Annotated in this window: 14 protein-coding genes; 5 read left to right on the top strand and 9 right to left on the bottom strand. The window is 63.5% G+C overall.

The annotated features are described in order from the left end of the window. Nucleotides 1-19 precede the first annotated feature (19 nt). Complete coding sequence (locus tag HNQ81_RS10950) at nt 20-1,168, top strand: ABC transporter substrate-binding protein (RefSeq protein ID WP_183351298.1); 1,149 nt, start codon at nt 20-22, stop codon at nt 1,166-1,168. A 309-nt stretch (nt 1,169-1,477) separates the two neighbouring features. On the opposite strand, the gene HNQ81_RS10945 is transcribed toward HNQ81_RS10950, so the two are convergent. Then, nucleotides 1,478-2,383: an ADP-ribosylglycohydrolase family protein gene (locus HNQ81_RS10945; RefSeq protein ID WP_183351296.1), complete on the bottom strand. Its 906-nt coding sequence runs from the start codon at nt 2,381-2,383 to the stop codon at nt 1,478-1,480. Between the two features lie 296 nt (nt 2,384-2,679). On the opposite strand from HNQ81_RS10945, the gene HNQ81_RS17935 reads away from it, so the two are divergent. Further along, nucleotides 2,680-3,810: an HD domain-containing phosphohydrolase gene (locus HNQ81_RS17935; protein WP_183351293.1), complete on the top strand. Its 1,131-nt coding sequence runs from the start codon at nt 2,680-2,682 to the stop codon at nt 3,808-3,810. Between the two features lie 10 nt (nt 3,811-3,820). Here HNQ81_RS17935 and dmeF read toward each other — a convergent pair whose 3' ends face one another. The 5 genes from dmeF to HNQ81_RS10915 all read right to left on the bottom strand — a co-directional run bounded on the left by dmeF (nt 3,821) and on the right by HNQ81_RS10915 (nt 9,760). Then, complete coding sequence (gene dmeF / locus HNQ81_RS10935; RefSeq protein WP_183351291.1) at nt 3,821-4,786, bottom strand: CDF family Co(II)/Ni(II) efflux transporter DmeF; 966 nt, start codon at nt 4,784-4,786, stop codon at nt 3,821-3,823. Nucleotides 4,787-4,867: 81 nt separating this feature from the next. Then, on the bottom strand, nt 4,868-5,560 hold the full coding sequence (locus HNQ81_RS10930) for an ABC transporter ATP-binding protein (RefSeq protein WP_183351289.1): 693 nt from the start codon (nt 5,558-5,560) through the stop codon (nt 4,868-4,870). Then, the gene (locus tag HNQ81_RS10925) at nt 5,557-6,783 is read right to left on the bottom strand and encodes a lipoprotein-releasing ABC transporter permease subunit (RefSeq protein ID WP_183351287.1); all 1,227 of its coding nucleotides are present in this window, start codon (nt 6,781-6,783) and stop codon (nt 5,557-5,559) included. Before HNQ81_RS10925 ends, HNQ81_RS10930 begins: the two co-directional genes overlap by 4 nt. Before the next feature lies 1 nt (nt 6,784). Next, on the bottom strand, nt 6,785-8,308 hold the full coding sequence (gene lysS / locus HNQ81_RS10920; RefSeq protein WP_183351285.1) for a lysine--tRNA ligase: 1,524 nt from the start codon (nt 8,306-8,308) through the stop codon (nt 6,785-6,787). 120 nt (nt 8,309-8,428) lie between these two features. After that, nucleotides 8,429-9,760: a class I SAM-dependent RNA methyltransferase gene (locus tag HNQ81_RS10915; RefSeq protein ID WP_183351283.1), complete on the bottom strand. Its 1,332-nt coding sequence runs from the start codon at nt 9,758-9,760 to the stop codon at nt 8,429-8,431. 125 nt (nt 9,761-9,885) lie between these two features. On the opposite strand from HNQ81_RS10915, the gene HNQ81_RS10910 reads away from it, so the two are divergent. Further along, nucleotides 9,886-11,619: an autotransporter assembly complex protein TamA gene (locus HNQ81_RS10910; RefSeq protein ID WP_183351281.1), complete on the top strand. Its 1,734-nt coding sequence runs from the start codon at nt 9,886-9,888 to the stop codon at nt 11,617-11,619. Next, a complete protein-coding gene (locus HNQ81_RS10905; protein ID WP_183351279.1) occupies nt 11,616-15,122 on the top strand; it encodes a translocation/assembly module TamB domain-containing protein in 3,507 nt (1,168 codons plus the stop codon). The genes HNQ81_RS10910 and HNQ81_RS10905 overlap by 4 nt, the downstream gene beginning before the upstream one ends. 50 nt (nt 15,123-15,172) lie before the next feature. Here HNQ81_RS10905 and HNQ81_RS10900 read toward each other — a convergent pair whose 3' ends face one another. The 3 genes from HNQ81_RS10900 to HNQ81_RS10890 form a co-directional block, all read right to left on the bottom strand. Beyond that, nucleotides 15,173-15,925, bottom strand: coding sequence for an energy-coupling factor ABC transporter ATP-binding protein (locus tag HNQ81_RS10900; protein ID WP_183351277.1), 753 nt, complete (start codon nt 15,923-15,925; stop codon nt 15,173-15,175). Continuing rightward, the gene (gene cbiQ / locus HNQ81_RS10895; RefSeq protein WP_183351275.1) at nt 15,922-16,734 is read right to left on the bottom strand and encodes a cobalt ECF transporter T component CbiQ; all 813 of its coding nucleotides are present in this window, start codon (nt 16,732-16,734) and stop codon (nt 15,922-15,924) included. Before cbiQ ends, HNQ81_RS10900 begins: the two co-directional genes overlap by 4 nt. Nucleotides 16,735-16,833: 99 nt before the next feature. After that, nucleotides 16,834-17,871, bottom strand: a complete 1,038-nt coding sequence (locus HNQ81_RS10890) for an energy-coupling factor ABC transporter permease (RefSeq protein ID WP_183351273.1) — start codon at nt 17,869-17,871, stop codon at nt 16,834-16,836. A gap of 435 nt (nt 17,872-18,306) precedes the next feature. Between HNQ81_RS10890 and HNQ81_RS10885 the strand changes: the two genes are divergently transcribed. Beyond that, complete coding sequence (locus HNQ81_RS10885) at nt 18,307-19,668, top strand: sigma-54-dependent transcriptional regulator (RefSeq protein ID WP_183351271.1); 1,362 nt, start codon at nt 18,307-18,309, stop codon at nt 19,666-19,668. The last annotated feature ends 39 nt before the right edge of the window (nt 19,669-19,707 follow it).

Genomic DNA, 19,707 nt, shown 5'->3' with positions numbered 1-19,707 from the left:
TGGATATGAGAGGGACCCCATGTCACAGGTTCACCGCAATTCCTTGATTTCCGGGGTGCAGCGGCTCCCGCTTTTCATTCTGGCCGGCCTGCTTCTTGTCATTGCCTCCGGCTGTTCGCCCCCGGAACCTGTCCGGATCGGCTATGTCGGCGGTATTTCGGGAAGGGGTGCCGATCTCGGGATCACCGGGCGGGATGGCGTGCAACTGGCGGTGGAACAGAGAAACCAGGCGGGAGGTATTGGCGGCCGTCCGGTTGAAATCATTTTCAGGGATGATCACCAGGATCAGGAGATGGCGCGCAGGGGCGTTGAAGACCTTGTCGAACTCGGCGTGTCCGCCATCGTCGGGCCGATGACGAGCGCCATGGGGGTAGCGGTGGTGCCGATCGCCAATGAGCGCAAGGTCGTCCTGGTGAGTCCGACCGTCACGACCGAGGATCTGACCGGCCTTGATGATTATTTTTTCCGGGTGTCATCGACAACCGGGTATTTCTCGACCAGAAATGCCGAGTACCAGTTGAGGACCAAAAAATTGCGGCGGATGGCGGCAATTTACGACCTGGGGAATCGGTCCTTCAGTGTCAACTGGCTGCAGAATTTCCGTCGGACCTTCGTCGCCGGAGGCGGCGAGATCGTCTCCGAGGTAAGTTTCGTATCGGGAGGCGATGAGAAGTACATCGAGCTGGCGCGAAAGGCGTTGACCAGTGGCCCGGACGGGATCCTGATCATTGCCAAATCCGTCGATTCGGCCCTGCTCTGTCAGCAGATCCGCAAGCTCGACAGTGTGGTTCCGATCACCCTGGCCGACTGGGGGGCCACCGAGAGGCTGTTGGAACTCGGCGGGCGGGCCGTGGAGGGGGTGACCGTCATTCAGACCTTCGATCGTGACAGCCTCAATCTCCGCTACCGGGAGTTCCGGCAGGCGTATCTCAGCCGGTTCAACCGTGAACCGGGATTTGCCGGGATCTATGCCTTCGAGTCGGCCGGCGTCATCTTCGAGGCCCTGGCGAGGATGAAAAAGGGCGATGATCTGAAACAGACCCTGCTGGACATACCGGAATTCGAAGGCCTGCAGAGTTCGTTTCATTTCGACCGGTTCGGTGATGTGTCACGGCCACATGTCTCGATCAGTATTGTCGAAAACGGGCAATTCGTCGTCAAGGAATAACTGAGCCTTGCCGATCACGGAGAAGAGACAACTGGAGGCCAGGTGGCCGAGTCGCATAAAAAAACCGGGGAGAACCAGCAGACTGCACTGGCTCAACCCGGTTGGGGGGGCTTGGGATTGATTCTTGCGGGGAAGGATCTTGCAACTCCCATGCCATGGATGTGAAGCCCATCATTTGCGGCTCTTTTCACATGTTGTCCTGTCACATGACACTGTTGCGCTCCGACTCCAACCGGTCGTGCCGGTTACATGATCCCCATTCAAGTTACAGATCTGTTATCGGTATAGGCTTGTCGTAATCCCTGTCGTTCAGGGAAGGCGAGACAGGCAGTTCTGGATCTGCGGCATGGCCGTCAGTTCTTCCAGCCATTCGGCCGGAATCGCCGCCGGACCGGCTGCCGCCCCGAGGATCATCCCGACCACCATGCCACGGGCCGCCGAATCACCGCCGGCCATGACGTTTTCGATCAGGGCCTGCCGCAGATCCGTCTCATGGCGAAGCATGAGATGGACGGCCGCCGGCAGGGCGGCGTTGATGGCGCACATCTGCCCGAATTCCTTGATCACCGCCAGGCTGTCACGGTCGACTGAATCGACAGCCTGGCGCAGCCGCAGATCAAGATCGATATCGCCGACACCCTCCTCAAGCGCCTTCATGATCGCCTCTTTCGCCGTCGCTCCATGGAGCACGGCAAAGGCGCAGCGGACGATGAAGGCGGTCCCGTCCTTGATTCCCGGGCCGGCATGGGTCATCGCCGTCTGCTGCTGGGCCGCCTGCAGCAAGGACTCGAGGTCGTTGCGGTATCGGTAGACCAGCGGTGCAATCCGTGCCGGACCGCCGAGGTCGGTTGAGGACGAACCGCTGGCGGTGGCGGTCAGGCCCTGGGCGAAGCGGTTCAGGGTATCCTTGGACGCCCGGTCGAGATACCCGGTGGTCGATGTGGCGAACTGCCGCCAGCGGTCGGCGAAATCGGCCAGCGAGAAGTCGCCGGTCTCGGCCAGCGACTCCAGCAGGAGCAGTGTCTGGTCACCGTAGTGGGTGAATTCGCCGCGTTTCTTGGTTGGGTGATAGGATCCCTTGGGTGGCGCCAGCAGGCGGTCGACCCGGCCGATCTCCCGGGCAAGCGTGTCGGTATCGTAGATCCAATGGGCGCCAAGGGCGAGTGAGTCCGCTGCCAGCGAGGCGAGCACCATGGCTTGAGCCTTGTCGTTCATGGCATCTCCTGAGATAATGGGGGATAGGGGTGGCGACGGGGAGTCGCCGTCTATGGTCTACAATAAGAATGAATGACCGGCTGTCAAAGGATCGGGGCGGAGGCGGGCTGCCATTCCGGTCCAAGGGTATTTTTTTTATTGGCCGAAGCGGTGCCTGTGGGGTAAATGAATGCCCGGTGCCGTGACAGCCGTCGAGGTGTGTCGGCTCTGGGCGTCCATCGTCATCTTTATCCGGAATCGAATGAGGCAGGTCGCTACCCTGGTTTCCCTTCGGCCATGAATGAAAGGAAGATCCCGTGTCATCCACCGCCGTTCGTCACTTGCTGACCAGACCCCTGGCCGTGCCCCTAGCCGGTGGTGTTCTGCTCGTCGCTGCCCTGATCCTGATCGATTGTCCCAGCGGCGCCATCTGCACGGCCATCGACCGGGGGGTTGCGGGCGGACTGGACAAAGTTCTCCACCTCCCCGTCCCCGTTGGATCCGGGGGTCTGCCAGCGGCCGCGGCCCTGATCTCTTTGGCCTTCAGCGGTGTCGTCTGGCTGTCCCTGACAACCGTCTTCATTGTCCGCCGCGCCCTTCTTCCCGTCGCGGCGCCGCTCCTGGTCGGGGTGACGATCGGCGCCGACGTGCTCCTCTTCCAGACCGAGGGCTGGTTTGTCTCTCCGGCCCTGCCCCTGGTTTCGGTCCTGGTGTACAGCCTCTTCCTGATTGTGCTCGGCTCGCTTTCCCTCCGTCTGCGGCGATCCTTGCGGCTGCACCGGCAGGGCAGTTTTCAGCAGCGGATGCTCGAATTGCTGGCGACCCTGGTCGAGACGCGCGACCCCACCTGTATCGGCCATATCGCCAGGATGCAGAATTATGTCCGGGTCCTGGCCGGACGCCTGGCGCGGAGCGGCAGGCATGCCGCCATCCTGACCTCGCGCTACCGGGAACTCCTGGTCCTGCTCTGTCCGCTCCACGACATCGGCAAGGCGGCGGTGCCGGATGCCGTGCTGTTGAAGCGGGAACGTTTAACGGAGAAGGAGACGACGGAGATGCAACGCCATGTGGAACTCGGCGAGGCTCTGCTGCTGGCGGTTGGCTGGCGGGCGGAGGACCGGGAATTCGTTGACCTGGCGCTGGACATCATCGGTAGCCACCATGAGCGATGGGACGGCGGCGGCTACCCCCGCGGTCTCCGGGGAGAGGCGATCCCTCTGGCGGGGCGGATCGTCGCCGTTGCCGAGGTCTACGACGCCCTGATCAGCCGACGCTGCTACAAGAACGCCTATACCCGCGAACAGTCACGGGCCATCCTGATGAAAGGGAGGGGGACCGCCTTCGATCCCGACCTCGCCGATGCCTTCCTCGAAGTCGAGGAAGAGATGTGGAAGATCAGTCTGACTTACGGTGATACCACCGATGCGTTGGAAGTGATATATCCCTGACAATCAACATTCACGAACCGGGGGTGGGAATGGGGAGACAGGGTTCGCCGTCGCAGGCATGGATCTCGATGGAGACGTGCGACAGTTCGGCGAATTGCTGCAGCAGGCCCTTGTAGTGGTCGGTCGGCAGCGGCGCATGGGTGACGATGGCGATGATCGCCGCGTAGTCGGCCGGGCCGACCCGCCAGATGTGGATGTCTGAGACCCGGTTGTCCCGGTCGCGTTCAATCGCGGCCCGGATCGTGGTCAGAAACTCTCCGTCGATGCCGCTGTCGAGCAGGATCGGGCCGGTCTGCCGCAGCAGCGAGAGCGACCAGCGGCTGATGACCAGCGCCCCGACGATCCCCATCAGCGGATCGAGCCACTGCCAGCCCAGGAACTTGCCGAAGAGGAGGGCGACGATTGCCAGTACCGAGGTCAGGGCGTCGGCCATGACGTGGAGGTAGGCCGCCCTGAGGTTGTGATCGTGATGGTGGTGATGGTCATGTCCGGCTCCGTCGTGATGGTGATCGTCGTGATGGTGGTGGTCCTGCAGCAGGAAGGCGGAGACGATGTTGACGGCGAGGCCGAGACAGGCGACGGCGATCGCCTCGTTGAAGCGGATCGGCTCCGGCATCGCCATGCGCTGGAGCGATTCGGCCATCATCATCAGGGCGACGCTGGCCAGGGCGATGGCGCTGGCGAAGCCCCCGAGGACGCTGACCTTGCCGGTGCCGAAGGCGAACGAGGGGTTGCCGGCGTTTCGTGCCGCGTAACGGTAGGCGAAGATGGTGATGAGGAAGGCGGCGGTGTGGGTGGCCATATGCCAGCCGTCGGCAAGCAGGGCCATCGAGCCGAAGGCGAGGCCGGCGGCGATCTCGACCGCCATCGTCACGGCCGTCAGGTAGAGGACCAGACGGGTCTTTTTCTCGCCGTGCCGGCTGACGGTGCTGAAGTCATGGCGGTGCTGCCACTGTTCGATCGTTTGACTGTGCATGGTGGTCGTGGGTGGGGTTGTCGTCTCCGGTCTCGAGACGGCCGGAGCGATCCGTCTCGTCCACCGGGTCTGGGCGGCTTTTCAGTCTTTTTCTTCCCGGCCGGCAAGCAGCACGCCGTCCTTCAGCGTGCAGCAGTGGTCCATGCGCCGGGCCAGGTCCATGTTATGGGTCACCATGACGGTGGCGAGTGAGCGTTCCCGGCACATGCCGTGCAGCAGGTCGAAGACCAGGTTGCCGGCGCGGCTGTCGAGATTGCCGGTCGGTTCGTCGGCGAGGAGCAGGGCCGGCTGCATGATCAGGGCCCGGGCCAGCGCCGTCCGCTGCTGTTCGCCGCCCGACAGCTCGGCGACGCGGTGGTCGCGCCGGTGGTCGAGTTCGACCCGGGCCAGCAGTTCCCGGGCCGCCGGTTCGATCCCGGCTTTGTTTCTGCCGGCGATCAGGGCCGGCATCATGACGTTCTCCAGGGCGGAGAATTCCGGCATCAGATGGTGGAACTGGAAGATGAAGCCGAGGGCGCTGTTCCTGAACCGCGCCAGTTCCCGGTCGTTTTTCCTGGAAAAAGATTCGCCGTTGAACAGCAGTTCGCCGCCCGAGGGGGTGTCGAGGGTGCCGAGGATCTTCAGCAGCGTGCTCTTGCCCGAACCCGAGGCGCCGACGATCGCCAGCATCTCTCCGGCCTGAACCTTGAGGTTGATCTCGTGCAGGACCGTCAACTCCCCGTCGCCCACCGCAAAGGTCTTCGATATCGCCCTCGCCTCGAGCAGCGGCGTCATGACAGCACCTCGGCGGGGCGGACCTGGGCCGCCTTCCACGACGGGTAGAGGGTGGCGGTCAGGGTGATGATGATCGAACTGACGGCGACGATGGCGACGTCGAGCGGCAGCACCTTGATCGGCAGGGTGGTCATCGGGTAGACGTTCGAGGGCAGTTCGATGAACTGGTAGCGGGACAGGATCTCGCAGAGGCCGAGGCCGCCGAAGACTCCGAGGGTGGTTCCGGCCAGGGCGATGACCGCCCCCTGGAAGAAGAAGATCCGCATGATCGAGGTCGAGGTCGCACCCATCGACATGAGGATGGCGATATCGCGTCCCTTCTCCATCACCACCATCACCAGGGCGCTGATGATGTTCAGCGCCGCCACCAGGATGATCAGGGCGAGGCAGATGAACATGCCGATCTTTTCCAGCTTGAAGGCGGCGAAAAGATTTTGGTTCATCGACATCCAGTCCTTGCCGATGAATCCGGGACCCAGTCTGGTGATGAGGCTGTCGGCGACCTGATCGGCCCGGTTCAGTTCCCGGTCCTTGATCCTGACCTCGATGCCGTGGACGATATCGCCGCTGCCGAGAAAGGCCTGGACGTTGGCGATCGACATGTAGGCCAGGGTCGAATCGTACTCGAACATTCCCGATTCGAAGATCCCGATGACCAGGCAGGTCTTGATCTTTGGGATGACGCCGGTCGGCGTCAGGGGGCCCGAGGGCGAGATCAGCCGGACCCGGTCGCCGACCTCGACCTGCAGGTCCTGGGCCAGGTTCTTGCCGAGAATGATCGGCGGTATCCTCGCCGTTTCGTCCTGGACCAGATTGCGAATATTGCCCACTGTCATCTGGGTCGGCAGCTTGATGACCGTTTCCGCCGTTTCCGGGTCGATGCCGCGCAGGACGACGCCGGTGCCGCCGCTGGCGCCGCTGAGCAGGGTCTGGGCATAAAGATAGGGGGTGGCGGCGACGACGTTGTCGGCGTCAAGGATCTGCTCGCGGACCTTGCGGTAGTCAGGAATGCTGCCGCCGACCTGCTGGACGATGATGTGCGAATTGATGCCGAGGATCTGATCGCGCAGACCGTCGGTGAATCCGGAGTAGACCGAAAGGACGACGATCAGGGCGATGACGCCGACGGTGATCCCGGCGACGCTGATCAACGAAATCAACGAGATGAAGCCGTTCCGGTGCTTGGCCTTGAGGTAGCGGCGGCTGATGAACCACTCGTACATCTCAGCCCTCTGTCCCTGCCGTTTCCCTGTCCTTCACCTGTCCCCGGGTCTCCGGTTTGAGGTGGGGGAAGAGAATGACGTCGCGGATCGACGGCGCATCGGCCAGCAGCATGACCAACCGGTCGATGCCGATGCCTTCGCCGGCGGCCGACGGCATCCCGTACTCGAGAGCGCGGATGTAATCCTCGTCGAGTACCGGGTGGACCTCCTCGTCGCTGCCGCGCTCGGCGATCTGCTTTTCGAAGCGCTGGCGCTGGTCGACCGGGTCGTTCAGTTCGCTGAAGGCGTTGGCGATCTCGCGGCCGGTGATGAACAGCTCGAAGCGGTCGGTCACGGTCGGATCGGCTTCGTTGCGGCGGGCCAGCGGCGACACCTCGGTCGGGTACGAGGTGATGAAGGTCGGGTCGACCAGCTGCTCCTCGACCAGCAGCTCGAACAACTCGGTCTTGGCCTTGCCGACCCCGGCCAGAGGTTCGAGCTTGATTCCCTTGTCACGCGCCAGGGCGAAGACCTGGGCCTCGTCGGCGAGGATCGCCGGGTCGATGCCGGCGATCTTCACCAGGGCCTGTTCCATGGTCAGCCGCCGCCAGGGCGGGGTGAGGTTCACCGGCGTCCCCTGGTAGCTGATCTGCAGCGTGCCGTTGACCTCCCGGCAGATCGACGCGATCATCTCCTCGGTGAGGTCCATCAGGTCGGCGTAGGTGGCATAGGCCTGATAGAACTCGAGCATCGTGAATTCCGGGTTGTGGCGGGTCGACAGGCCTTCGTTGCGGAAGTTGCGGTTGATCTCGAAGACCCGTTCGAAACCGCCGACCAGCAAACGCTTCAGGTAGAGCTCGGGGGCGATGCGGAGGAAGAGGTCCATGTCGAGGGCATTGTGGTGGGTCCGAAACGGCTTGGCGGTGGCGCCGCCCGGCACCGGCTGCATCATCGGCGTCTCGACCTCCATGAAACCGTGATCGTTCATGTACTGTCGGACCAGACGGATGATCTCGACCCGCTTGCGGAAGGTCTCGCGGCTTTCCGGGGTGACGATCAGATCGACGTAGCGTTGACGGTAGCGGGTTTCGACATCGGTCAGGCCGTGCCATTTCTCCGGCAGCGGCCGGAGCGATTTCGAGATCATGGTGATGGTCGAGGCCAGCAGCGACAACTCGCCGGTTCTGGTCTTGAACAGGGTGCCGGTGACACCGACGATGTCGCCGATGTCCCATTTCTTGAAGATAGTGTACTGGGCCTCGCCCAGGGTGTCGCGTTGCAGGTAGATCTGGAGCCGGCCGGTGGCGTCGGCGAGATGGCAGAAGGCGGCCTTGCCGAACTTGCGCAGCGACAGCACCCGGCCGGCGACGCTGTAGCGGCTGTTGCCCGGTTCCGCCTGTTCCGGTTGCAGGTTGTCGCCTTTGGGCAGCAGTTCCTGCACCGAATTGGCAGGCTTGAAAGAGTTTGCGTAGAGGTTGACGCCAAGGGCGGCGAGGGCATCGGCCTTCTCCCGGCGCTGGGTCAGTATTTGGTTGTCCTTGTTCATGGTCCGTGATGAGCTGAGATTCACCGAGGAGTTTCGGCCGGCTATAAAAAAAAGCGGCAGAATCTGCCGCTTCTCCAGATAAACGAGTACCCTACGACTTACTGGGATTCGTCGGTGCTGTCAATTCTTTTCCAATAGGACGACGGTCTCGATATGGTGGGTCTGGGGGAACATGTCGACCGGCTGCAGCCGCCGGACGGTAAAGCCGGCGGCGATCAGGTCGCCGAGATCGCGGCACAGGGTCGCCGGGTCGCAGGAGATGTAGACCAGGCGGCGGCCGGTGAGCGCCGCCAGTTGCCGGGCCAGGCCGGGGGCTCCCTGGCGCGGCGGGTCGATGATCACACAGTCGAAAGGTTGACCCTGGGCGGTCAACTGGGTGCAGGCATCATGGATCGGCGCCTGGCGGAACTCGGCGTTGTCAATGCCGGCGCACCGGGCGTTGGCCCTGGCGCTGCGGATCGCCGAGCCCTGGCCCTCGATGCCGAGCAGGCGGCGACACCCTGTGGCCAGCGGGATCGAGAAGTTGCCCATGCCGCAGAACAGGTCGAGGACCGATTCCTCCGGGCCGGGCGCGGCCAGGTCGACGACGGTGGCGATCAGCCGGCGGTTCTGCGCCAGGTTGATCTGACAGAAACCGCCGGCCTCCCAGCCCAGCGTCAGCGCCGGCCTTCCCGGTTCCGCCGGATAGGTTACGGAGAGGCTGCGGCCGATCTGCGGGTCACGTCCGGCGGCGGGGGTGAGGGGAAAATCGCGACCGGCGAAGAAAATCCGGTTCATGATCTCCGACTCACGACAGAGTGCGGTCGCCTGGTTGAAATCGCGGGGTCGCGGCCGCCGTTTGAGGATAAAGACGCAGACCGTGCCGCCGCCGTCGGGATCGGCCATGATCTCCAGTTCCGTTGTCTGTTGCAGCAGGGAGGCATACGCCGGGTGCGGGCGGAGGGTGGCGAGGGTCTGGTTGATATCGTCCCGGGCGATCTGGCAGCCTGCCACCGCCACGATCTCGTGGCGGTGAAAGCGGCGGAAGCCGGTGCGGCCATGCGCATCGATCTGCAGCCGGATGCGCTGGCGGTAGCCGAAAGCTAGGGGGGAGGGCAGCGGTTCGGCGAGGATGGCCGTCGCCCGGCGCACGGCCGGTTCGGGATGGCGTTGAAGCAGGTCGCTGATGATCGCTTTTTTGAGTTCGAGCTGGCAGGGATAATCGCCGTGCTGCAGGTCGCAGCCGCCGCAGTCGCCATAGTAAGGGCAGGGAGGTTCGATCCGCCGGGGATGCGGGGCATGGACTCGGACCGCCACTCCTTCGACGAGCGATTTCGTCTGCCGCTCGATGCGGACGTCGACGGTCTCGCCGGGGAGGGCGAGGCGGACCATGGCCGCCCGGCCGTCGTCGAGACGGCCCAGGCCGTAGCCGCCATTGATCAGTTTGTTAATCGTGAGGTCATGGATATTCATCTTCCAAATACCGACCGGTGGTGTAGAATAACTGTAATTACACCAGCAATTGAGGCGGCGGACCGAGGTTTACAGGCGCCGCGGACGACCCGTCTGGATTTTGAACCTTTCATAATATAACATCCTTGTCTTGTCGAATCCTATTCTTCCTGCTGGCCCTCTTCTTCCTGCTGCCATCCCCGCTGGTTGCCGCGGTGACGGTCGACGTCCAGGTCAAGGGGGTCAAGGGGGCGATGTACGACAATATCCTCTCTCGCCTGAAGATCTTTCTCCACAAGGACAGCAGGCGTCTCACCGGCTTCGAGATCACGCGCCTGCACCGCCACGCCAAGGCTGATATCGAAGAGGCCCTGGCGCCGTTCGGCTACTATGCGCCGATCATCGTCGGCACCCTGGATCAGGAGGGGGACACCTGGAGAGCCGTATATACCGTCAATCGCGGGGAGCCGGTCCGGGTGAAGGCGGTGCGGATCGAGGTGGAGGGACCGGGCGGTGATGACCTGGCCTGGACCGCCAGGGAGTTTCCGCTCGAGATCGGCGATGTCCTCGATCAGAGTCTCTACGAAAAAGGCAAGAAGCAGATGGTGCGTTCGGCCCTGCGGCTGGGGTTTCTCACCGCCCGCTTCTCAAGGCTTGAATTGCGGATCAATCGCCAGGCGAAGACCGGCGAGGTCGACCTGGTGCTCGATACCGGGCCCCGCTTTCTCTTCGGTATCACGACCTCCGAGCAGAAGATCATCAAACCGGGACTGCTTGCCCGTTATCTGCCTTACAAGGTAGGCGACCCGTGGGCCCCGGCCAGGCTCTTTGAACTGCAGCGGATCCTCTATGCCACCGATTTCTTCAACCGGGTGTCGGTGCGGGGCGATATCGACGCGGCGCGCGACCTGCAGATACCGGTGACCGTCGAGCTCGAGACGCCGCAACATCTGAACCGTTACAGCTTCGGTCTCGGTTACGCCACCGACACCGGCGCCAGGACCCAGCTCGAATGGCGCAACCGCCTCCTCAACACCAGCGGCCACAAGGCCAGGGGGGCACTGCAGATTGCCGAGCTGGAGAATAAATTCACCCTCCGCTACGACATCCCGCGGCATGATCCCCGCTATGACAGTTATGTCGTCGGCGCCACCTATAACGACCAGTCGTGGGAGCAGACCCAGACCCGGCTGGTGGCCGCCGGCCTGACCCTCGACCATGGCGAGCCGCGCATCCGCTACGGCGTTTCGATCGAAGGGCGGAACGAGAAGTACGATGTCGGGGCCACCAGCGGCACCAGCAAGCTGCTGATGCCGGGGGCGAACCTGGCGATAATCTGGGCCGACAGCCTGGTGAATACGAAAAACGGTCTGCAACTGGCGGTCAATCTCAACGGGGCGACCGAAGCGACCAGCTCCGACGCCACCTTCCTCCAGGTCACCGGGTCATCGAAACTCATTTTTTCCCCGTTCCGGCCCTGGCGGCTGATCGGCCGCGGCACCCTCGGCGCGACGCTGGTGGATTCGATCGATGACCTGCCGCCGTCGCTCCGGTTTTATGCCGGCGGCGATCAGAGCATCCGGGGCTTCGATTACAAGGAACTGGGCACCAGGGATGCTTCCGGGACGGTCGTCGGCGGCCGCTACCTGGTGGTCGGCAGTGCCGAGTTGGAGCGAATCATCGACGAAAGCTGGAGTCTTGCCGCCTTTTTCGATGTCGGCAACGCGATGGATGATCCCAAGGTCGATTTTGAACAGGGGGCCGGTCTCGGCCTGCGGTACCGGCTGCCTTTCGGTCAGGTGCGGTTCGATCTGGCGACCGCTCTTTCCGACGACAACAACCCGGTCCGGCTCCATCTCTCCGTCGGTGGCGATCTATGAAAAAACTGCTGTTGCCGATGTTGCTGTTGTCGCTTGCGGCCGCCATCGTCGTCTTCGCCGCTTCTCCGACAGGGCTGCGTTCGCTGCTGCGGCTGGCCTCGGATCTCTCGCAGCGGTCGTTCGCCGTCGGCCAGGTCGACGGCCGGCTGTTTTCCGCCTGGCAGTTGCGGGATCTGGAGCTCAAACTGCCCGGCGTCGACATCGTCATCGCCGAAGTGGCCGGCAACTGGCGGCCGGTGGACCTGGTGAAGGCAAAGCTGACCGTCGATCGTCTCACCGCTACCGGTATCGTCGTCACCCTGCGGGGCGGTCAGGCCGGGGAGCCGGCGGCCGAGACCGGACCGGTCGGCCTCCCGGCGGTGCTGCTGCCGTTTGCCCTGGACGTCGACGAGGTCGATATCACCGGACTGAAGGTCGTCCTTGCCGACGGCAGTACCGCCACCGATATCCACCAGCTGCGCCTGGGATTGAGCGCCGACCGGGAGCGGATCGAGATCCGCGCAGGGGTGATCGACGCCGCCCGCTACGGGCTGCGGTTGAGCGGCTTCATCGATGCCGGCGCCGGTTGGGCCACCGACGTCATCGGCGCCTGGCGCATCAGCCCGGCCGGCGGCTATGCCGAGATGGCCGGGACCTATTCGGCCCGCGGCCCCTTCGATCGCCTCCAGGTCAGCGCCGCGGCGAACCGACCGGCCGACGTCCGGGTGTCCGGGGTATTGGAGGGTCTCCCCGCCAATCCGCACTGGCAGGCCCGGGCTGTCGGCCGCCAGGTCTGGTTCCCGGTATTCCATGACGGCTGGCCGCGGCTGATGCTGGATGCCACCGTCGACGCCGCCGGCGATTTCGGCCGCTACCACGGCACGATCAAGGCCGGCGGCTCGTTTCTCGATTTTCACGGTATCACCGCGACCGCCGACGTCGACGGCACCGGTCGGGGGCTGAGCGCCAGGGTCGTCAAACTCAGGTCTCCCGATGGGGATATCGATATCGCCAATCTCGTCCTGGGGTGGCTGGACGCCTTCAGCTGGAGTGGCGAGGCCACAACCCGATCGTTCAATCCCGCCGGCTTCGACCGGCGGTTCGAGGGTGTCCTGACCGCCGACCTGCGGTCGACCGGCCATCTCGGCTACGAGGACGATGACGAACTGCGGACGGATACCGAGGTCCATTCCGTCGACGGTGCCATGCGTGGCTTCCCGGTCAGCGGCAAGGGCCGGATCCGCTCCGCTGCCGCCCGTTTCGAGATGGAGAATGTCTTTCTGCAGAGCGGTGCGTCCTTCGTCCAGGCGGCGGGCACGATTGCCGAGACCTACGATCTCCAGTTCGAGTTTGCCTCCCCCGATATCGGTGAGGTGCTGCCGGATGGCGAGGGGGAACTCAGCGTCCGCGGACAGGTCGGCGGCGACCGGGATTTTCCCGCCCTTGATCTCGATCTCGACGCTGCCGCCATCCGCTATTGCGGACAGAAGATCGGTCGGATGATCGCCAAGGTCCATGTCGATACCCGCGCCGGCGCCGATATGGAGGCGACGGTCGATCTCGAGGCTATCGACTGGGCCGGCATCGTTGTCGACGAGGGGGCGCTGCATCTCGATGGAACCACCGAGGCCCATGATCTCTCGGCTTCTCTGCATTCCGCTGCCGGCGATCTGAAGTTTACCATCCATGGCGGACTCGAGGACCTGGAGTGGGAGGGGAGGATCGAGGATACGACCCTGTCCGGACCTGATCTCGGCAACTGGCGCCAGCTCGTCAAGGCCGATCTGCAGATCTCGAGGACGGGCGCCGACCTTCTCGGTCTGTGCCTGGCTCGCGATCCGGGACGGATCTGTCTCCACGCCGGGTGGCGCAGCGACGAGGCCCGAGGGGAATGGACGGTCAAGGGAGATGTCGCCGACCTGCCGCTGCAGTTTTTCAGCGAAACGGGTCTCACCCCCTGGCCGCTTGCCGGCAACGTCACGGCGGCACTTACGGCCAACGGGGACGGCGAACGGGTGCAGAGCGGTGAGATGACCGTGGCGATCCCGGAGATCCGTATAAAGTCAGGGTTGGCGGAAGACGGGTTCGAAAATATTGTCCTGCATGGCAACGCCCTGGAACTCCAACTCGCCGACGGCCGGCTGCAGGGAGCGCTGCAGTCGCATTTCCAGGACAACAGCTCGCTGGAGCTGGAGCTGACGATCGCCGACGCCGGCAGCCTCACCGCTTCCTTGCTGCGGCAGCCGGTCAACGGCCGGCTGCGGCTCAAGCTCCAGGACCTCGGGCCGATCGCGCCCCTGACCGATTTCCTGTTGCGGCCGACGGGTCGGATCGACAGTACCCTGGCCATCGCCGGCACCTTGTCGCGCCCGGTATTCGAAGGGCGTCTCGATCTCCACGGGGGACGCGTCGCCCTGCCGTCGCTCGGTATTTTCCTCGAGGAGGTCGGGATCTCCCTGGCCGCCGCCGGCGAGGAGGTCGAGATGGAGGTCAATGCCAGGTCCGGTCCCGGCGAGGCAACGGCCGAGGGGACACTGAGCTATGACGACGGGTCCGGGCTGCAGGGAGATTTCACCGTGTCCGGACAGCAGTTTCAGGCGGTCAGCCTGCCGGAGTACGAGGTTCTCGTCAATCCTGATATCCGCTTCACTTTTACCAGGGATGGTGGGGAATTGAGCGGGGTCGTCACCGTGCCCAAGGCCCATATCGCCCCCAGCGAGATGAAGGACACGATCGCGGTGTCCAAAGACGTGGTCTATACCGATCTGGAGAAAGAGGAAAAGGTCCGGCACTGGCCGCTCGTTTCGCGGCTGGACCTGCGCCTGGGCGATGACGTGCGGCTTGACGGGTATGGACTGACGGGGAGGCTGAGCGGCTCGCTGGCAATCCGCAACACCTCGGACACCTTTGTCAGCGGCAAGGGCGAGTTGACCCTCAACGACGGTACCTTCAGCTTGTATGGCCGCTCCCTGGCCATCAGGCGGGGCCGGATGTTTTTCAACGACGGCCCGGTCGACAACCCCGGCATCGATGCCCGTGCCGTTCAGTTTATCCGGGAAAAGAGCGATTTCGGCGGCAACCTGACGATCGGTGTCGATGTCAGCGGCTCCCTCCAGGAACTGGATTTCAAACTGTTCTCCGACCCGAACATGGATGAGGGCGATATCCTCGCCTACATGGTGGTCGGGCATTCGATGTCGGATGTCAAGGAGGGGGAAGGCGGGGTGCTGCAGGCGGCGGCCTCGACCATCGGCCTGGAGGAAGGGGCGGGACTGGTGACGACCCTGACCGGGCTGCTCCCTCTCGATGAGATGCACCTCGAAGGGACCGAGGAGGACGGCGACTACTCGCTGGTGGTCGGCAAGAAGCTGACCGACCGTCTGTATATCGGCTATGACCACAATTTCTTCGACCAGAAAGGGTCCTTCCTGGCGAACTACAACCTCGGTCTTGGATTTTCCGTCGTCACCAGGAGCTCCGCCGACTCGAATGCCGCCGATATCTTCTACTCGATCGAACGGTAGACGACGGCTCGCTTCATCCAATCGCTTCCCTTTGTTCTGCAGGTTTTCCTTCAGCGCCGTGAACAGAACGGGCAGGCCTGCATCCGCAACGGCCGTTCGAGATGGCTCTTCTTCAGCAGCAGGTCGTCATTGAAGATGTCGGTGGTCGGCCCATCGGCCATGATCGTGCCCTCATGGATGACGATCGTCCGTTCGCACAGATCGATGACCATGTCGAGGTCATGGGTGGCGATGATCTTGGTGTGGTGAAAACCGGCCAGCAGTTCGATCAGGGTCCGGCGCGACAGCGGGTCGAGGTTGGAGGTCGGTTCGTCCATGACCAGGATGTCCGGCGACATCGCCAGCACGGTGGCGATCGCCACGGCGCGTTTTTCTCCGCCGGAGAGCTTGTAGGGCGGACGCTCGCGGAGGTGTTCGACGCCGGTCCGCTGCAGCGCCTGCTGCACCCGTTGCTCGACCTCTTCCGGCGGCAGACCGAGATTGAGCGGACCGAAGGCGACATCCTCATAGACGGAGGGCATGAACAGCTGGTCGTCGGGGTCCTGGAAGATCATGCCGACGGCCCTGCGGATATCCTTGACGGTCTCTTTCGTCAGCGGGAAATCACCGATCCGCACCGTCCCGCTCTGCGGGGTGAGATAGCCGTTGAGGTGGAGCAGCAGGGTCGACTTGCCGGCCCCGTTGGCGCCGACGACGGCGACCGCCTCGCCATGATGGATGCGGAAGGAGATACCTCTGACGGCGGCGGTGCCGTCGGGGTAGGTGTGCTCGAGTTCGTGAACTTCGACGATATGATGGCTCATTGCAGCAGATCCGTGATAAAATTGCCGAGCAGCAGGGCGATGTTGAACCGGCGGATAACGATCAGGACCATGCCGCCGGCCAGGAACACGACGATATCCCGAGTGGTGATCCGCAGGTTCTGCCTGATCCTGATCGTGCCGTCGAAACCGCGGCAGAGCATGGCCAGATGGATGCGCTGGCCGCGATCGATCGTCCGCAGCAGCAGCTGGCCGAGGAGATAGGCGTACTGCTTCATTTCCATCCCTCGTTTTTGAAAACTGCGAAGGGCGCGGGCCCGGTGCATGCGCTGACCTTCTTCGAGCAGGACGAAGATGTAACGGTAGAGCATCAGCAGCTGGACCGCGAAGATCTTCGGTATGCCGAGTCTTTCCAGGGCCATGCAGACCTGATTGAAGCCGGTGGTGGCGATCAGGACCAGCATGGCGGCAACCGTCAGGCCGAAACGGAGCAGGATCGAGAGAAAGGAGACCCAGCCGCCGGATATCGCCCATGAGCCAAGATGGAGGACGATCTGCTGGTCCAGCAGCGGGTTGAAGATCCCGACCATGACCGCAAACGGCGAGGTGACGACGAGCTTGGTGATGACGTAGCCTGCCGGTATCTCCCCCAGTCCCATGATGATCATCAGCAACACGGCGAACGGCAGCATCGCCGCAATCGCGTATTTGTCGAAGGAGACGACGCAGACCACGAACAGGGCCGCAATCACCACCTTGACGCGGGGATCGAGCCGGTGAATGACGGTGTCCCCGGTGGCCAGTCTGTCGAGATAGGTCAGGTCGAGGAACGCGGATTCGATTTTTGCCATGCAGGATGCGGTTGAGGGGCTGAGCGGAATGGCTGGGCAACGGCGGCACTGGCCCGCCGTTGCCGGAGTGACACGGATGATCGCGACCGGCGTTGCCGGTTACGGAGTCTGTTTCCGTTTCCTGAACAACAGGCCGATCATGACCGCCAGGGCCAAGGTGAGGCCGCCACCGACCAGACCGGCGGTACTGGTACCCTTGTCCACCGCCGGCCATGAAGATGACGATTCTCCGGCGATTTCAGGTTCGGTGCCGCCGTCCTTGAACCCGTAATCAGGCAGAAACGAGGTCTGTTCCTGGAGCCCGGCCAGCAGCCGGTGGATAGCGGTGGGCGGGGCTTCGAGTTCTTCCTTGCCGGATGTTTTCGCCATCGACCATTCCAGGCCATCGGGATTCGATGAAGCAAACCAGGAAAGGGCGCCGCCGGTGATCAGGGCCGCAGCCCCGAGCCCGATCAGCACCTTTTGCAGGCGGAGATGGCCGAGGGGGCGCGACTCGATCGTGTATTGCAGAATTTCCGGACGGGCCTTCCAGATGAAAGAGACGACGGCCGCCGTCACCAGCCCTTCCACCAGGCCGATGCCCAGATGAATCGGCAGCATCGCCGCCAGGAAGGCCGCCGGCGGCAATTCGGATATCCCCGACAGAACGGTCTCGGCCACGACTGCGAGGGCGCCGAGCTGCAGGCCGACGATGCCGCCGAGAACGGCGCCGACAGCGATGCGCATCGGGGTCGGGTTGCTGCCGACGAGCGGCCGGTAGACAAACGGATAGGCGATGAAGCAGGGGAAGAACCCGAGATTGAAGATATTGCAGCCAAGCGCCAGGAGACCGCCATCGGCGAAAAACAGGGCCTGTATGGTGAGCACCGAGGCAATGGTGAGAAAGGCGGCACACGGGCCCAGCAGGACCGCCAGTATCATGCCGCCGCCAAGGTGACCGGAGGATCCGGTGGCCGGGATCGTGAAATTGATCATCTGGGCGGCGAAGACGAAGGCCCCGAGTACACCCATCAACGGGACCTTGCGGTCGTCGAGATCCCGCTGCACCTTTCTGGCGCAGATCGCGATGGTGCCGGCGGTCGCCGCCCACATTGCGCCACCGATGGTCGGGGAGAGAAGGGCGTCTGCCATATGCATGATGTTTCTCCTGTGAAGTATGTCAGGTCGAAGAAGAACGTTGCATCACGCGATGTGTAACACAAAACAGCAATCGGTAACACATGTTTCTTGCAAAAAAACATCAGTGTGTCGGTCCGGACGGGGTGAAAGCAACGGCTGCGGCCACGAAATGATGGAAATCCTTTCCTTTGACATTTATGGGATGACATGACAATATCGGCCCAGGGGCGGCACCAGGGATGCGTGTCCACATATCCTCTGTCCCCGAAAATCCGGGGGACGGCTCTTTGGCCGGCCGGGACGAATGTGCAGGGTGCTTGTGCCGGAGGTCGTCAGCTCGGAAGCGCGGCAGACAGTGTGAGCATCCCGGCATCGCTTTGAGCCGCGGACAGGGGAATGGGGTGGAGGCGATGCCGATGGAGATGACCGGCAGCCGTCGGGGAGGGAAAAGCAATGGGCAGAAAGGAAAGGCAGACAACGATACTGGTCGTCGATGACGAGCAGGTCCACCGCTACATGCTCTGTTCGATGCTGCGGGAGTGGGGGTGGCGCTGCGTCGAGGCCGACGACGGCGAGACCGCCGTCGCCGCGGTGGACAAGCACACCTACGACGCGGTGCTGATGGACGTGCGGATGGCGCGGATGGACGGGCGCGAGGCGTTTTCCCGGATCCACGCGCTGCAGCCGTCCCTGCCGGTCGTGATCATGACCGCCTATTCCTCCGTCGATGATGCCGTTGCCGCAATCCGGCACGGGGCCCATGACTATCTCACCAAACCGCTCGATTTCGACCGTCTGCGCCTGACCCTGGAGCGGGCGGTCGACCGCCGCCAGGTCGTCGAGCGGCAGCAGCACGGGACGGAGGAAGAGGCCCCGCTCGATACCGCCATTATCGGGACGTCGCCACCGGTGCTCGAACTGCTCGAGATGATCCGCTATGTGGCGCCGACCGAGGCGACGGTACTGATCGCCGGCGAGTCCGGGACCGGCAAGGAGCTGGTGGCCGAGGCCCTGCACCGCAACAGCCTGCGGCGGGATCGGGCCTTTGTCAAGGTCAACTGCGCGGCGCTGGCCGAGAGCCTGCTCGAATCGGAGCTGTTCGGTCATGAGAAGGGAGCCTTCACCGGCGCCGACCGACGGCGGGAGGGCAAGTTCGTCCAGGCCGACGGCGGCACGCTGTTTCTCGACGAGATCGGCGAGACCACCCAGGCGATGCAGGTCAAGCTGCTGCGGGTCCTGCAGGAACAGGAGCTGCAGCGGGTCGGCGGCGAGGAGACGATCAGCGTCGACGTCCGGATCATCGCCGCCACCAATCGGAATCTGGAGGAGGAGGTGCGGCGCGGGACCTTCCGCGAGGACCTCTACTACCGCCTCAATGTCGTGATGCTGACGGTGCCGCCGCTTCGGGAGCGCGGCGACGACATCACCCTGCTGGTCCGCCATTTCGCCGCGCTCTTCGCCCACAAGAACCGGCGTCGCCTCGAGGGGATCACCCCGGAATGCATCGAACTGCTGCGGCGCTATTCCTGGCCCGGCAACGTCCGGGAACTCGAGAATGCCATCGAGCGGGGGATCATCCTGATGCGGGGCGAGCAGTTGACGGAAAAGAGCCTGCCGCTGACGATCCAGAAAATGGCGGAGGAGCAGGATGCCGTTGCCGACGCCAGGCCGCTGTCGCTGTCCGAGGTCGAGAAGGAGATGATCTATCAGACCCTCGACGAGACCGGCGGCAACAAGAGCGAGGCCGCCCGGCGGCTCGGCATCACCAGAAAGACCCTGCAGAACAAACTCCATAAGTATGAAGAGGAGGGCTGAGCCATGCTGTTTCGAACCGCTGCCCGCCGCCATGCCGCC

Origin of the sequence: Desulfoprunum benzoelyticum (assembly GCF_014201505.1) — a bacterium.
Taxonomy (GTDB): Bacteria; Desulfobacterota; Desulfobulbia; order Desulfobulbales; family Desulfocapsaceae; genus Desulfoprunum; species Desulfoprunum benzoelyticum.
The sequence above is the reverse complement of the archived record's forward strand: the minus strand, read 5'-3'. Positions and strand labels throughout refer to the sequence as shown.

Excerpts from the sequence above, each read along its gene's own strand:
- HNQ81_RS10950 (WP_183351298.1), top strand. The coding sequence starts at position 20 with ATGTCACAGGTTCACCGCAATTCCTTGATTTCCGGGGTGCAGCGGCTC.
- HNQ81_RS10945 (WP_183351296.1), bottom strand. The coding sequence starts at position 2,383 with ATGAACGACAAGGCTCAAGCCATGGTGCTCGCCTCGCTGGCAGCGGAC.
- dmeF (WP_183351291.1), bottom strand. The coding sequence starts at position 4,786 with ATGCACAGTCAAACGATCGAACAGTGGCAGCACCGCCATGACTTCAGC.
- HNQ81_RS10930 (WP_183351289.1), bottom strand. The coding sequence starts at position 5,560 with ATGACGCCGCTGCTCGAGGCGAGGGCGATATCGAAGACCTTTGCGGTG.
- HNQ81_RS10925 (WP_183351287.1), bottom strand. The coding sequence starts at position 6,783 with ATGTACGAGTGGTTCATCAGCCGCCGCTACCTCAAGGCCAAGCACCGG.
- lysS (WP_183351285.1), bottom strand. The coding sequence starts at position 8,308 with ATGAACAAGGACAACCAAATACTGACCCAGCGCCGGGAGAAGGCCGAT.
- HNQ81_RS10915 (WP_183351283.1), bottom strand. The coding sequence starts at position 9,760 with ATGAATATCCATGACCTCACGATTAACAAACTGATCAATGGCGGCTAC.
- HNQ81_RS10905 (WP_183351279.1), top strand. The coding sequence starts at position 11,616 with ATGAAAAAACTGCTGTTGCCGATGTTGCTGTTGTCGCTTGCGGCCGCC.
- HNQ81_RS10900 (WP_183351277.1), bottom strand. The coding sequence starts at position 15,925 with ATGAGCCATCATATCGTCGAAGTTCACGAACTCGAGCACACCTACCCC.
- cbiQ (WP_183351275.1), bottom strand. The coding sequence starts at position 16,734 with ATGGCAAAAATCGAATCCGCGTTCCTCGACCTGACCTATCTCGACAGA.
- HNQ81_RS10890 (WP_183351273.1), bottom strand. The coding sequence starts at position 17,871 with ATGCATATGGCAGACGCCCTTCTCTCCCCGACCATCGGTGGCGCAATG.
- HNQ81_RS10885 (WP_183351271.1), top strand. The coding sequence starts at position 18,307 with ATGGGCAGAAAGGAAAGGCAGACAACGATACTGGTCGTCGATGACGAG.